The sequence below is a fragment of the Chryseobacterium sp. GW821-FHT04C04 genome (assembly GCF_059420365.1).
On the sequence record NZ_JBWKTO010000001.1, the window covers coordinates 1,227,140 to 1,242,292 of the forward strand.

Annotated in this window: 10 protein-coding genes; 6 read left to right on the top strand and 4 right to left on the bottom strand. The window is 36.9% G+C overall.

Going from position 1 to position 15,153, the window contains the following annotated elements; genetic code table 11:
• The first annotated feature begins 1 nt into the window (after position 1).
• A complete protein-coding gene (locus AC07UM_RS05515) occupies positions 2-529 on the top strand; it encodes a hypothetical protein (RefSeq protein WP_103235417.1) in 528 nt (175 codons plus the stop codon).
• Here AC07UM_RS05515 and AC07UM_RS05520 read toward each other — a convergent pair.
• The 3 genes from AC07UM_RS05520 to AC07UM_RS05530 all read right to left on the bottom strand — a co-directional run bounded on the left by AC07UM_RS05520 (position 522) and on the right by AC07UM_RS05530 (position 2,873).
• Entirely contained in the window at positions 522-1,550 is a 1,029-nt protein-coding gene (locus AC07UM_RS05520; RefSeq protein ID WP_494684767.1) for a L,D-transpeptidase, read from the bottom strand. The two genes, AC07UM_RS05515 and AC07UM_RS05520, sit on opposite strands and share 8 nt — an antisense overlap.
• Positions 1,551-1,738: 188 nt before the next feature.
• A complete protein-coding gene (locus tag AC07UM_RS05525) occupies positions 1,739-2,575 on the bottom strand; it encodes an XAC2610-related protein (protein WP_494684768.1) in 837 nt (278 codons plus the stop codon).
• A 10-nt stretch (positions 2,576-2,585) separates the two neighbouring features.
• Positions 2,586-2,873, bottom strand: coding sequence for a hypothetical protein (locus tag AC07UM_RS05530; RefSeq protein ID WP_494684769.1), 288 nt, complete (start codon positions 2,871-2,873; stop codon positions 2,586-2,588).
• Between AC07UM_RS05530 and AC07UM_RS05535 the strand changes: the two genes are divergently transcribed.
• From AC07UM_RS05535 to AC07UM_RS05550, 4 genes are all read left to right on the top strand, one after another.
• Positions 2,872-3,093: a hypothetical protein gene (locus tag AC07UM_RS05535; protein ID WP_494684770.1), complete on the top strand. Its 222-nt coding sequence runs from the start codon at positions 2,872-2,874 to the stop codon at positions 3,091-3,093. The genes AC07UM_RS05530 and AC07UM_RS05535 overlap by 2 nt on opposite strands.
• Before the next feature lie 385 nt (positions 3,094-3,478).
• Positions 3,479-4,528, top strand: a complete 1,050-nt coding sequence (locus tag AC07UM_RS05540; protein WP_494684771.1) for an AraC family transcriptional regulator — start codon at positions 3,479-3,481, stop codon at positions 4,526-4,528.
• Positions 4,529-4,663: 135 nt separating this feature from the next.
• Positions 4,664-7,510, top strand: coding sequence for a TonB-dependent receptor (locus AC07UM_RS05545; protein WP_494684772.1), 2,847 nt, complete (start codon positions 4,664-4,666; stop codon positions 7,508-7,510).
• A gap of 18 nt (positions 7,511-7,528) precedes the next feature.
• A complete protein-coding gene (locus tag AC07UM_RS05550) occupies positions 7,529-8,710 on the top strand; it encodes a phosphatidylinositol-specific phospholipase C domain-containing protein (protein ID WP_494684773.1) in 1,182 nt (393 codons plus the stop codon).
• Between the two features lie 76 nt (positions 8,711-8,786).
• Here AC07UM_RS05550 and AC07UM_RS05555 read toward each other — a convergent pair whose 3' ends face one another.
• Complete coding sequence (locus AC07UM_RS05555; RefSeq protein ID WP_494684774.1) at positions 8,787-9,113, bottom strand: winged helix-turn-helix transcriptional regulator; 327 nt, start codon at positions 9,111-9,113, stop codon at positions 8,787-8,789.
• A gap of 633 nt (positions 9,114-9,746) precedes the next feature.
• On the opposite strand from AC07UM_RS05555, the gene AC07UM_RS05560 reads away from it, so the two are divergent.
• Complete coding sequence (locus AC07UM_RS05560) at positions 9,747-14,366, top strand: T9SS type A sorting domain-containing protein (protein ID WP_494684775.1); 4,620 nt, start codon at positions 9,747-9,749, stop codon at positions 14,364-14,366.
• Positions 14,367-15,153: the final 787 nt, after the last annotated feature.

A 15,153-nucleotide genomic window follows, 5' to 3' on the forward strand; every position in this document is an offset into this window, starting at 1 on the left:
TATGAATACTGAAGAAAGCACCTTAGACAGAATAAGAACAAGACCCAGATTTAAAATGTTTACTCATCTTACAAAAGAAGAGTATGCTGAAAGTTTGAAAAAATATATGGAAGATCATAAAAATGAATTTTCCGGCAATATCAATAAGGAAGTTGCAACAATCTGGGTGAAAACGGAATACGACAATTACTGGAAGCCTCGTCTTGCTTTACGGATAGAAATGGAAGATGAGCATACGGCAATACGTGGAGTATTTGGTCCCAGTTCTGCAGTGTGGACCTTCTTTATGTTCCTTTATTTTTCCTTTTCTATTCTCTGGATGACCTTTTTCACCATGTATTACGTAGAAAAGCAAATAAAAAGCGCTGAATACCCTTGGGCACTGAGCGCTTCTTTTGTGATGTTATTTTTTATTCTTCTTACTTATATTGCTGCAAGATTCGGGCAGCATAAGGGTAAAGATGAAATGATTAAGCTGAGAAGGTTTGCTGAAGAATCTACTCTGCAGTTTGAAAAGAAAATTAATTAGACTGTGATTCTACAGGCTTTTCATTCTGAATCGGTGTCGCCATCGCTTTTGCTGCTTTGATAGAATCCGCTACTTTTTCTCTGTTGCTTTGTTCTTTCAGCATTTTAGGAACATCCGGTTCCAGAAGTTTCGTAAGTTCTTCAACGGATATATTGTTGGCATTCGGATCATCCAAAAGTTTTCGCCATGGTTTTCTTCCACCCCAATTATAATCCCCGAATACCATTACTGCCGTACCTTTGGCTTTGGTAGTTGCTCCCCCCGGATTCAGAATCCAGGTATCTGCGTAGGAATACAACCATTGGGCATCTTTCCTTAATAATCGCAGACATGAGTGTGACGCAGGATATCCCGGAAGGGTATATTCATGCCATCCGATTCCTCCAATATTGTGAATATTAAAATTATAAGGAAGTTTCCATTCACTGCTCACCGTAGAAATTGCCAATTGCTTTTTCCAGTTCGCAAAAGTAAGTCCTCTTGTTGTCTGAGCCGCTTTTTTTCCCATACTTGTAGGTCCCCATTTGACAAGACTTCCATTGGAATATACCGCAAAAGCCTGTATAGGATATGAGAAGATAACAAACTTTTTCACCCCGCTTAGAACATCCAATTGCATTGGAAATGGTGAATAAGCCATTAATGTTGTATCTATTTTCGCAGGAACTACCAATGTATCGGAATTCCATTTACTTTTAGAATCGAGTCTGTTTAAAGCTAAAATAGCAGTACGCTCTCCTACACTGAATTTTTTGCTGAATTCTGCATACACAGAATCCCGCATCTTTTTATCTTTTGGAAGAACAAATGCATTATAAAAGCCATTCTCCTGCATGGCAGGTGGAATAGATTCTTTCTTCACTACAGGAACAGAATCTTTCTTTATAGAATCTTTTTCTGCCTCCGGTGTTTCCGAAGCAGAAACTGTATCTTTAAAAGTATCGCTTATTTTCTCTATTTCTTTTTTACAGGAAACAAGGAAAACAGCGCATAAACATGCATAGATAAAGGACTTTTTCACAGATATGTTTTTCATAAATAAATTGGCCGTCTAGTTTGGCTACCCAGTACAAATATCAGACCTAAAATTGAATCATAAAAGCCATTTTTAAAAATACCGTAAAAAAACGGATGCTTTATAAAATTGTATCTGATTGATTTTATAAATATTACAGCTACAAGGAGGTTTCATGACTTTTACAGGTAAAATTATTCTTCCGTCTGTTCTTTCGTAGCCACCCATTCTAAAACTCCTTTTTTACCAAAGCGGTAGATATCCTGGTGCCACCTTGCTCCCCCTCTGCATCCTGTTTTTAAAAGCTTTTTATCTTTTTCTACAGCCACATCACAGAGACAGGAACAGCTTGAACGGGAATAATCTGGTTCTTTAAGCTTTTCAAAGCGTTTGTTCCCAGGATTATACAGATAAATATCAAATATTCTGTAAACGCCCATTCCTTCATCAGGAACAGAAAATGCAATATCTTCATACCCGTCAAAGTTGTAATCTGCTACAATACTCTGTCTGGCAAATGATGGGGTATCCGGAGAAGGGAGCTCTATAGCTGTTTTTTTACCATCAGGATAATCAATGGTGAAATGATTGTTATAAAAATGATTAAAGGCAAGCACAGCACCGTGAAGCAGATATTTGTCACTTCCATCATATTTCTCATCTTCAACCATTTCAAGCTTAAACTTTCTATTATCTTTTCCTCTTATATAGCTAATATTCGAAGCAGTATGATTCATTATTTCAAACCTGTATACTCCGTTTACCTTTCCACCAATCACTTCATTCCAGATATAATAATAGATATCCGGCTGTCCGTCACTTCTCCCGTCTTTATCAACTTTAAAGCTTTTTATCTGCAAAGGAATGATGTCTTTCTTCCCTGAATATTGCACGAAAGCTCCCTTCCCTTCTGATCCGTAATAAAGGGTAAGCGTAAACTCTTTCGCTTCTCCTACCGATTTCAGGGTAAACGGCTGTGCGGAGATCATTGCAGAAACCATTATGATACAAAATAAAAACAGGTTTTTCATAACGACCAATTTACATAAACAGGTTCAATACAAATCTTACAATCCATAAAAACACGATTAAGAGCAGTATTGAAAACTGAACTTTATTGACATTTTTATTCCCGAACTTCCATACCAGAATTCTATCTATGATCATCACCAGCAACACCGGAACTAAGCTGAACAGTAAGTACATTCCGAATAATCCATCGGCTGCAGAGTTTCCAGTGATGAGAATAATGGAAATAATCAATCCTGCAATGATAGCAATGATTCCTGCAATAAAGAAGAGCGTCCAGTTTTGAAATTGTTTTTTCATGAAAGTCATATCAGTGGGAAGTTATATTGAAACGAGTATTCAGTCTGTAATAGTAAAATATCCAAAAAGCCAGCCATGGCAGATTCATAATCAGGAAAACCACCGTTTCTTCACCATCTACCTTTCCATCTGTAATGGAAAAAAAGGAAAAAATAGAAGCTATCGCAGGCAGCAAAAACCAACACAATATGGTTTTAATTTTCCCATAGAATGGCTTTAAAAGAGAAAGCAGACTGCTTAAAGAGAGTATGCTCAGAAATAATATCCAGAAAACTATAAAAACATAGGCAAGACCGCTCATATCACAATTCCTTGGTTCGTCTCTTACTTCTTTGGTTGCATTAAAAAATAAAATCAAAAGCACTATGGAGATTATTGTAGAAATCAGCCAGGTCTTAAGTATTGAGAAGACAATAAATTTTCTTTTGGACATTCGATTGGTGCTTACTAGCTAAAATAGGAATATCCGTTCAATATACAAAACCGAAAAAAAATTATTAAAATTTACATATTAATTACCCTCTATTTTTCAGAACTGATATTTAATAATTTGTTAAAGATGCTATGCCCATATTATCTATAATTTTGGCAAAATATCAGTTATCATGTTATACATCATTATGGTAGTTGTACTACAGGCACTTATCACCCTTACTTTACTCATTTCTCTTATCAAAAACAGGGAATCTGTACTGAATATGTTACTATTGTATATCGGAGTGGTCACACTGGATATGGGGTATGAATATTTCATCATTCAAAAATTCGGTTACGAATCTGTTCTGTATGAAATTCCGGGAAGCCTTCGCGTTTTTAAAGGACTTATTTTCTTGTATATTACAACGTATTTAATTCATGCCAGGTGGAGAGACAAACTCAAATACCTGATTGCTCCGCTAACGTTGGTTGTTATTCATCATGCCATTGCTCTTTCTGCAAAGATGCTCGATCTTTCCTGGGCAGATTTGGCGATCAGAACTTATAAATCCTACTTCGTTTATTACAGTTATTATTGGATTGCATGCTTGGTTTTATGTATTTACTTACTGACCAAATACCACAAAAACATTACCCATCCAGCAGCCGGTAATTTTCGTTATCTGGTTTGTTATGTATTGATGGGGGTTATAGTTTTCTGGACAGTTTACCAATTGGGTTGGGATACTTTAATCTATCAGAAGATCTACAGCCTACTGTTTCTTTTCCAATTCGGGTGGATTTTGTACGTTTATATTTTAACGTACCAGCATAAACTGCAGCAACAGCAAACTCCAGCTCTTTTTTCTATTCCAAAAGAAACCTATCAGTATAAAGATCTTTCAAAAATAGATTTTGATGCTGTACAAAATGCCATCACCTCTTTCTATCAGAAAAGCAATGTCTATCTGGATGAGGAATTTACATTGGATCAGCTCTCCGGTCATCTGAAAATAAGCAAAGCGGATTTAAGCATCACTTTTAACAAACATCTTCATTCCAATTTCCACGAATATACCAACAGAAGCCGGATACAGCACTTTAAGCAGATTTTATCGGAAGATCCTTCCGCCAGTGTAACGGATCTTGCGTTTCAATGCGGTTTTAAATCCAAATCTACTTTTTATAAATATTTTAAGAAGGAATTCGACTGCCTTCCCTCTCAGCTTGTTCATTAGTTACAATTATTTAATATTAGCAACTTACTGACTTACAATACAGTTCGCTTCAAACTCAACAGATACAGTTGTATAAAATTTAAATGAACCAAAACTTTTGAAGGAGCTGACATCTTTGCACCAAACTTTATAAGGATGTCACGAGAAAGACTTTTTTTAACAAAAGCAGCATTTTTTCTTCTTGGGTCTCTGGCCTTTGCTCAAACCACCCTACACGGAACTGTAGTGGACAGTCAGGGAAACCTTCCCAATGCCCTGGTTTATATTGAAAACAGCGGACAGAAGGTCACTTCTGATACTGACGGTTCTTTTGTTCTTAATAATGTTTATGACGGAAGTTATAAGCTTGTTGTAGAATACAAAGGATATGATAATGTTTATATTCCTTTTACGATTACGGATAAAAAGGAGGTAGATCTTGGATTAATTAAATTTGGAGCTAAGTTTAAAGAAAACAGCCTTCAGGAGGTAGTCGTTACCAGTATGTATAAAGCATCACAGGCCAGGGCGATTACCATGAAGAAAAACTCCAATACAATCACTGAGGTACTTTCTGCAGATGCCATAGGAAAACTGCCGGACCGTAATGCTGCCGATGCTGTACAGCGTATGCAGGGTGTATCTATTGAAAGGGATATGGGTGAAGGACGTTTTGTAGCCGTAAGAGGAACCCCTATACAATGGACCTCTTCTACCCTGAATGGCAACAGAATGCCGAGTGCCAGCGGTGATAATGCCAACCGCGGAGTCCAGATGGATATCTTTCCTTCAGAACTTATTCAAAATGTCCGTTTGTCCAAAGCCCTGACTCCGGATCTTGATGGTGATGCCATTGGAGGAAATGTTGATTTTATCACGAAAACCTCCCCCAATAAGGAGACTTTGGCTGTAAGTATGGCTACAGGATACGTCAACATGTCAAAATCTCCTAGCTACAATACTTCCATTGTCTACGGAAATAAAATTACTGATAAGCTGAAATTCATTACCTCAGCAGTGATCTGGGAGCGCTCTACCGCTATTGATCAGATGAGGAATATTTACAACTATGGACTGAAAGATAAAACAGCCTCTTATTCGATCAATCAACTTCAGCTTCGTGATTATCTGGCGAACCGGAGAACGCTGGGATTCAATTTGGGGTTGGATTATGAGATAGACAGCAGGAATAAGCTATATGCAAAAGCGCTATACAGCCAATATAAAGACAGTCAGTCGGTAAGGGAAACCTATTTTAATTTTGATAGTAAAAATGTCATGCTGCAGGCCCGTCATGCAGATTATCTTACAGATCTCTATTCTATGCAGCTGGGTGGTAATCATCAGGTAGGACAGCGTATGCAGGTAGATTGGTCTTTATCCAAAGCGCGTTCTGAGTTTAAGTTCAATTCGCCGGATAATCTTGAAAAGGATCAAAGGGGTTATCCTATCATTAATTTCATACAGCCTATGACCTATGGAAATTTATCTGCTGACGGAAGAAAATATATGGCAATGGATGCTCCGGACGGTATAGGTGATACCGGAAGATATACGCTTCCGTATAATCAACAGGCAATAGCGGCAGATAAACTCAAATTGAATCAGATTATCCTAAGCCAGAATCATAACAGTGAAACGGATCTTAGAGGACAGATTGATATCAAATATAAAGCAGCGGATAATTTTGAGATTAAATTCGGAACAAAATATAACAACAAGAATAAAATAGTTGACAGCTCCATATTGGTTTGGATGCCTAAATCATCATTGGGAATTCCGGGATCTCCAATAACCTATTTAAGCCAGCTTGAGCGTGAAAGTTTCCCATACAAAGGAGGTTTCATGAATCCTTTGGGCAATCCTTATAATGCTGTGATCATCGATCAGATTACCAATGCACAGATCGACCAGATGTACAATCCCGGTACACAAAACAGTTTAGGGCTGATGCAGGTAAGCAGTAAAGACAGCAATTCTAATATTACAAGTTCCTATAGAGGTACTGAAAACGTATGGGCCACTTACCTGATGGGAACATGGAAAATTTCAGAGCAGCTTCAGGTATTGGGAGGTTTCAGAAATGAATATAATGACGTTACTTTCTGGGGCAAAAAAGTAGTCTCTGATAAAGACAATAAAACGGAAGATATTAAGGATACAAAAACCTACAATGTAGTGCTTCCCATGTTCAATATGAAATGGAATATTAGCAGTGACCGTATCCTGAGACTTGCTTATACCCGCTCTTTTGCGAGACCGGATTTCAACGACCTTAACCCCGGAACCATTGTGAATGATATTACCAATACCATTACTCAGGGAAATACCAAACTGGATCCTACATTTTCAAACAATTTTGACCTGATGTTTGAGAACTACTTCGGAAAACTGGATCTGATAACAGCCGGCGTGTTCTATAAAGATATTACGAATCTTATTTACAAAGATCAATCAGTGGTTGATCTGGCAGGAAGAACCTATACTTTTACAGCCCCAAAAAATCTGGAAGGCGCTAAGCTCTTTGGTTTTGAATTCGGAATCTCCAAACGTTTTGAAAATCTTCCGGGATTTTTGAAAAACATAGGTTTCGAAGGAAACTATACCTATATCTCCTCTAAAATGGATATGCCGGTGTACGAAAATGGCAAACAGACAGGAACAATGACGACCACAATTCCCAATCAGGCAAAGCATATTTTTAATACCATCCTTTTTTATGAAACCAGCAAATTGATGGTACGCCTTGCCGGGAATTATAAAGGAAAGTATGTAAGCGAAATCAGAGCCGCAGCAGGGGCAGATCATTATCAGTATTTTGATAAAAACTTTACAATGGATCTTTCTACTTCCTACAGCATTACAAAGAAGGTCCGTCTGTTTATAGAGCTTAACAATATTCTTAATGAGCCCAACCGCTATTATATGGGAACAAAAGACCGTGTAGAAAATATTTCTTACTCAGGAATACGCGGACAGCTGGGGTTCAACTTCAATTTTTAATCAAACGTTTTTATTCATATGAAAAAGTATATATATGGAGCTGCATTTTGTATGGCAGCACTGGTACAGGCACAGGATAAATGCCAGAATGTAAGGATCAATCAACTGCAGATTGTAGGAACTCATAATTCATATGCACAGCCGGTAGATCCCAAAGTGCTGGATCTGGTGACCCCGATCATCAACGGAATGATGCAGAAATACAACAGCATGATGTCTGAAGACCAAAAAGCCAAATTCAAAGAATACCATCCATACGGAATGGATCTGAAGGAAGGCCTGAATTACAATCATCCTGACTTTACAGAACAGCTCAATGCCAATCTCCGAGGACTGGAAATAGATGTTTATTATGATCCGGAAGGCGGCAGGTTCACCCACCCTGCAACCTACGAGGTACTAAAAGCAAAGGGAGTAACTGATCTTGCACCTTTTAATACGAAAGGACTGGATCAGCCAGGTTTCAAAGTGCTGCATATGGCAGATATCGATTTCAGAACTCATTATCCGACTTTAAAAGATGCGCTTACAGCTCTTAAAACATGGTCTGATCAACATCCCGGACATACTCCGGTTTTTATGATGATCGAAGCAAAAGATTCAGGTTTCCCGATTCTTGAAAACAGTACGAAAGTATTGCCTTTTGATAAAAAAGCATATGATGAGCTGGACGGAGAGATTGTAAAATACCTTGGAAAAGATAAAATTATCACTCCAAAAGAAGTTCAGAGGAATTACAAAACACTGAAAGAAGCTGTAATACATAATAACTGGCCCAAACTGAATGACAGCAAAGGGAAATTTATTTTTATGCTGCTTCCCGGCAGTGCCGGAACGTTGTCTTCTAAGAACAATCCTTATCTGATAGAGGGTTCATTAAAAGAAAGAGTAATGTTCCTGAACAGTGAACCCGATGATTCTTTCGCTGGATTTATATTGCGGGATAATGCCATCGTAAGGCAGAAAGAGATACAGGATCTTGTGAAACAAGGCTTTATGGTCAGAACAAGATCAGATATTGAAACTTATGAGGCTAAAACCAATGATTTCACAAGAGCAAAAGCAGCATTCAGCAGTGGTGCACAGGTTATTTCCACAGATTTTTTCCGCCCAGGAAACACCTATGGAACGCCTTACTTTGTACAGCCGCCTCAGCAGAAAGATTATCTTAATAATCCTTTAAACTCTTCATGCAAATAAATAGTAGGCCGGTTCTGTTGAGAACCGGTTTTTTTATTTTACGATCTCTATTTTATGAGAAAATCCCTTAATTTTTTTATACCAGCCCCTCCAATTGCTGGAAAATAGGAATCAATGATTTTCCTTTTGGGGTAAGATAATATTCTATGTGTAAAGGTTTCTGTTTGATGACAACCCTTTCCAGTAAATCCATTTCCTCCAATTCTTTCAGTGCAATGGATAATGATTGTTTATTGGCACCTTCTATTTCCCGTAACAGCATACTAAAACGTAAAGTTGATTTAGCTGCCAGACTAAATATTTCTGGCCTTAGCTTACCTGAAAGTACTTTCAAAAGTTTTTTTGCAGGACATATCTCCTCACTCTCTATCGAGTTTGGGTTAGTCATATTTTTTTGACTCATTGTGTGTTTTTTTTAATATCGTATATTTGCAAACATAATGGTTATTAACCAATTAATACAACTTTACACCCATATTTGATAAGAAACATTGCAAAAAGCGTAAAAAAATCAATAGAAAATTCTTATTAATATAATATTTATTTTATGATATTTCTTCATAATTGTCCTGATTGTAAGTTGGTATAATTGTAAAAGTTGATTATCAATTTTTTTTATAAAAACTAATACCTAAAAACACAAACATGAAAAAAAAGACCTTTATCCCCAATCTGGGCTGTACTATTTTCTATTACATCAGCCAATCGTTCTTCATAGAACAACACGAACTGGTATCCTTACAATAGACATACTTAATTGGGAAGTTACATTCTAATGATAGCTTACAATGATGATCCAAATTTTCATATTGTAACTTCAATTTCATCAACGAAAAAATGAACAGTCGTAATGGATGTCCAGCTCTGGAGATCCCCCACGAGAAGTAATGTTTTGATTTACAAATAGTTGCTATTCCACAAAAGTATACCTTATTGTATTTCTTCCCTTTTCTATGATTGGGACACTTCAACTGTAAAATGTGAATACAAGCTATTCATTAAATAGAATCGAATAATAACCTAAAAAAACATGCGTATGAGAAAAAAAACTTTCTTATCAATCTGGGCTGTATTATGCTCAGCGGCATCCGTTTATGCTTCTCCACGAGGCGATACGGATTGGCATTTTCGCAATGCCCCCATTATTTTGGGGAGTTACATTCCTGTAACGACTTATACTTTTGATCTGGACCCTCTGATTGTAATTTCACAAAATGTTAATCAAAAAGGAGCGGTTGTCATGAGTGGTCAGTTCAGCAAACCTGTTACCACCAGTGATGTTTTGATTTCAGTAAAATATCAGAATGCTCTGGGAGAATGGATCAGTGCATGGTGCAAAACATTATATGCCACCAATGTGTATAATGAAAATCTCAATGCCACTTTTGAATTGCCAGCCTCTGCAAGCAGCGGTACCTATAATCTAAAAGTTGAGCTAAGCTCTGAAACCAATAATTTCACCGGTATAACATGGAATAAAGCGGTAAGTCATTATAAGTTGGGAGATTATTCAGCAAGTGCCTGTGAACTGGATGAAAATGAATATACAATCTTATTCACTCCGAAAAAGAATGGTACCGTATTGTTTAATCCTAACGGAAGTGTTTCCGGCGTAAAAGACAGGGTAAAATCACACCACTTGACGAAGAAACTGGATAATATTGTTTTATCAGTCAATGCAAACGGTACGTTAGATAACACGAATCCCAATGCACCTGTCATCAACATTGAGAATCCTAATAATCTCGGTACGATTGCCAGCTCACAGAAATTTATCTACCAGGGCAGTGACACAAGCCCTTTTGAGTTTTCTTATCATGATCCTGTTTATGTATTTGCAGGTAAGTTTTCCAGTTCGGGCTTCTTTATTAACTTCAGTAATTGGTTTTTACCTCCTGAGGAGGGCGGAGAACCCTGGGGCAGAGGATATTTGGATTTTACAAACCCTAATGCTTTAGTTAACAGGTATTACAACCTTTACAATTACATCAACGAGAAACTGACGGAAATTATTTCGGATCAAGAGCCCGTCGTTATTGTTGTAAGCAAAATAACAGGTTTCAGGGTATATAAATCTACCGGACAGTATATCACTGTGAATGCATTAAGCAATTATAATACAGTGAATGATTTCGGCTACCCTCCTTTATATGATAAACAGAGAGGTCCCGGATCTGAAAATTTCTTTCTGAGCAATACTCCTAAAGCTTCTTTATATGGTATTGGAGCCATCAGAAACAGAAAAGTACGTGCTGACTGGAACGGACCGATGAGACCACTTCAGGAAGTAGAAGCTGAAATCAAAAAATTCATAAAATACGTAGGTATTTTTGGAAATTCAACAGCATTTGATTCACCAGATTGTTCAAGCACCTGTTTTGTAATTAATCCCGGAGCACTGCCTGATAATACAATAGCAGACTGGACCAAAGCTCCTAACAGTTATATTTTCACAGGTAAGGATAATGATGGCAACAATGTAGACGGCCTTTATATTCCTGTAAAAAAAGCCTATGAAATGTGGCACAACGGGAATTATATAAAAGGGATCGACGTGCCTTCCGGAACCATAACAGCTGATGTATTGTGGGAAGATAACATGGGATTGATAAAATCTAAAGAAAGTTATACTTTGGATATTATAGGTTCGGGCGAAAATGCAAAAATAAAAGTTCCTGTAAACAAGGTTAAAAAAGGAAATGCCGTAATTGCCTATAAAGTAAATGGAGAAGTTTTCTGGTCATGGCATGTTTGGGTAACAGATGACCCAACAAATGGCTCTACCTACAAAAGCTATGATGATGTAAAGAGACAATTGAGTGATGGAACTGTAGAAACTATTCCTAACTCTGAATGGGGCTGGATGGATAGAAACCTTGGTGCCATCGGAAGTACTCTTAATGGAAATGGCTGGCACAAAAACGGAGGACTTTTATACCAATGGGGAAGAAAAGATCCGTTTCCATCATTAACTTATACTGATGCCAGTTTTTATCAGGTAACCGGCAGCTTAGGAAAGATTATATATGATGATGCAATACCGAGATTGAGATTTGCCAACAGTCCTTTTAATGACTATAAAAATTTCAATGAGCTGAGGCTGTTTGTTAATAAATCAGCTGCTAATATAACGGATAACATCAGAGCATCGGTTAAAAACCCTTTAAGTCTGATGTACGTCAACGATGACGGTACTACTACCCCATCCACCTATGGAACGATTAGCAATATTCCTTACTATTACAACTGGTTTGGGCAGGTACCGGGATTACAAACCAATGAGTTGAGTAAAGTTAACTTATGGTCAGATAACTCTCAGGGAGTACAGGCAACAGATATTTCTGTTCCGCAGCCGTATAGAAATAAATCTTCTTACGACCCTTGTCCGAATGGATGGAGGTTACCTTCAGTATTGGTGGCCTCATCAACAAAGAATGTAAGAATGGATTTTACACCTTTCGGAGCTAAGGTAAACAGTCCATTGTCGGCTTTGAACGGGGTTCAATCCAATATTCCGCCGGGGTTATCTAATTTAAAAACTTATCTTGCCGGTATAAAAGTATACCCTCAGTCTGGTTTTGATATGACCAATGTTGGTGGTAACAATATCGGGATATTTCCAGGAACAGGATGGATAGGAAGAGGAGCTGCTACAGATGGAAGATATCACACTAAAGCAACTTTTACTGACCAGCTTGAAACTTATCTGTGGACATCTACAATGACTACTTTGGGTGATTATTCAACAATAGCAAGTGCATTACGATTAATTCCGGCTGCTGACCAGATCGCGAATAACTATCGACCTGATGCTGCTAATTATCCTAATGTCTATGGTTTGTATAGTTATAGACCTTCTGATGACTATTCAACCAATAACGCACATGCCTGCAGATGTATCAAAGATCCGTTGTTTATAAAAAATAACTATAATTTTGAAACGACTTTCTTTACTGAAACCGAAACCTATACAACAGGATTAGATAACCCTAATACATATATGGTTACAAAATCTACTGCTGATCAGGTAATTTCAGTACCCGTAAGTAAAGCTTTTTCTGTACAAAGTAATTATTTAGGGAATACCCAAATTTTGAATACGACAAGCTTTAATGATTTAAAAGCGAATATACTTTGGACAGATAACCCTGCTTTGGTCACACAATTAACCCTAGATAATACAGCTTCTAAAGATGCTAATATCAACGTGAAGGTGAATGCCAATCAATCCGGAAATGCTGTAGTTACCTTGCATAATGGTTCCATCAGTAATCCTGTATATTGGAGCTGGCATATTTGGGTAACCAATAATTCTGTCAATTCTTTTACTCACGTAAATGACACTCCTGTCACTACTGATAATTATGTCAACTATACTCCATATGGAACTATCATGAAAACAACTATCATGGATAGGAACTTAGGAGCTGCCGAGGCAATGCCAAGTCCATATAACCCAACTGTACCGGCACAGGTAAGTCAGCTCAACAGTTCGCAGGGATTACATTACCAATGGGGAAGAAAAGACCCTCTGCCTATATTCAATAATATAAACGGTACTAAATACAATGTATTCTTAGGAACCAATAATAACGGGGTTGTAACTTATTCAACCTTTACAGAAGCGAATTATAATTCAAGTAATATCGTGAATTATAATACCTATAAAAGCAGCATTACTGCAACTGATAAAATAGATGTAAGAATAGAAAAAATTCTTGGATATTCCGTTGCCAATCCATTAAAGCTAATGATGCCCGTTACTGCATATCCGTATCGCGGTGATAATACCCCTCATTATACTCTTGCTTCAGACTGGTTATTTGATACTCAATACCATAGTTTATATGACGAAAGATGGGGAATCGGTGGTAAAAAATCAGTATTTGACCCTTGTCCTAATGGATGGAGAATCCCGGAGGTTCTTGGTAAAGGAACAACAAAGACCTCTCCATGGAGTCTTAAAAGTAATCCTGAAGCCCTTAGAACTATTGACGGAACAGAAGCAGGTTATTATGGAGCCCCTATCTACAGTGTAACTGCACCAAGTTTTTGGGGGAAAACAGTAGGTTATTCATTTACGAACAGTTTGTATAACATCGGAAATTATCCAAAAGCCGTTAGCAGAGGAAGCAGAAGTGTAATGTATGCCGCTGCCCTAAGTACCGCTGTTGGTGCATCAGGAGGAGTATGGTATGCAAATCTAAATGGTGAAATGACAGGAAGATCTACTTATATGTATTTTGATATTTATAGTAGAAATAATGTAAAAAATACCGACATAGATCCTTTTGCATCTCTAAGCTGCAGATGTGTAAAACAAGAAGATAATGGTACTCCCAGAGGTCCGCTTCCAGGGATTCCTGTAACACCCAATACAGGAATTCAAGCCAGAACTGCTTTCAGTAAAGTGGCTATCGAAGAAAAGGTAAAAGATGATAAGCTTGTTTTATATCCTAATCCTGTAAAAGATATCTTATATATTGAAGCAAAAGACGATAAGGACTACTATTATCAAATTTATAATATGTCCGGACAGTTGATGAAAGAAGGTAAATTTATCAATAAGCAGACAGATGTTGCTTCATTGTTGACCGGAGCTTATCTGGTAAGAATTAACAACTCTGAAACTATTGTAAAAATTATTAAAAAGTAATTATAAAAACGCTGTTTAATAACAATGATGGCCGGAATTTCTTCCGGCCATTTTTTTATGTTGAACAGATGATAGGCTGCAAAAATATTCAGTACTGTAATGATCAGGTGAATCTAAAGTCTGTCATCTTTTATCAAGATCTTATAAACAAAAAAGTATAATAATCCATTTATAAATCATTGTTATTTAAGATATATTTGATGAACTTGTCTAAAGTAAAAGAAAGAGTGATATTTTCTAAAAAGTGGTATCATGCTTTCAAACAAGTTGTGTTAGAAAAAGATATAATAAAAAAGAGGGTAACTCTTTTTTGGATTTAGGGCATTCAAAAAATAATTGAAAAGTTCATATTGATGTATCGAAAATTAAAACATATCCCCATAATCATTCTTTAGTAAAGGTTTTAAGAAGGAAGGAAAGCAGACTGTTGGTTCTTTTTGTTCATATTAAAGTTTTTATGATTTAGTATACGAATATAATAAATATTTCTCTATTTGTTGAATTATAATGATTAAAATATATGATTTTATTTGTTTTTAGAAATAAATAATAGAATTAATTTGAGCCTTATAGAAAACCTAAAATTCCCGTAATACCAAGATATTAGCTTCATAACTCCCAATGCATATGGGGAAACAGCATTTTATCCTTTTTTTTACCTCACAGCTAAGGCAGATGAGCCAGCAGAAGAATACATAACAGATGATCAGTTGGTATTTATCATAGATGGAAAGACTACCTTAATGCGGCAGGAGGGAGATGCGATTTTAAACAAGGTGATGTATTT

Bases quoted from the DNA above. Each gene is read 5' to 3' on its own strand.
- AC07UM_RS05515 (WP_103235417.1), top strand. From the start codon at position 2: ATGAATACTGAAGAAAGCACCTTAGACAGAATAAGAACAAGACCCAGA.
- AC07UM_RS05525 (WP_494684768.1), bottom strand. From the start codon at position 2,575: ATGAAAAACCTGTTTTTATTTTGTATCATAATGGTTTCTGCAATGATC.
- AC07UM_RS05535 (WP_494684770.1), top strand. From the start codon at position 2,872: ATGAAAGTCATATCAGTGGGAAGTTATATTGAAACGAGTATTCAGTCT.
- AC07UM_RS05530 (WP_494684769.1), bottom strand. From the start codon at position 2,873: ATGAAAAAACAATTTCAAAACTGGACGCTCTTCTTTATTGCAGGAATC.
- AC07UM_RS05540 (WP_494684771.1), top strand. From the start codon at position 3,479: ATGTTATACATCATTATGGTAGTTGTACTACAGGCACTTATCACCCTT.
- AC07UM_RS05545 (WP_494684772.1), top strand. From the start codon at position 4,664: ATGTCACGAGAAAGACTTTTTTTAACAAAAGCAGCATTTTTTCTTCTT.
- AC07UM_RS05550 (WP_494684773.1), top strand. From the start codon at position 7,529: ATGAAAAAGTATATATATGGAGCTGCATTTTGTATGGCAGCACTGGTA.
- AC07UM_RS05555 (WP_494684774.1), bottom strand. From the start codon at position 9,113: ATGAGTCAAAAAAATATGACTAACCCAAACTCGATAGAGAGTGAGGAG.
- AC07UM_RS05560 (WP_494684775.1), top strand. From the start codon at position 9,747: ATGAGAAAAAAAACTTTCTTATCAATCTGGGCTGTATTATGCTCAGCG.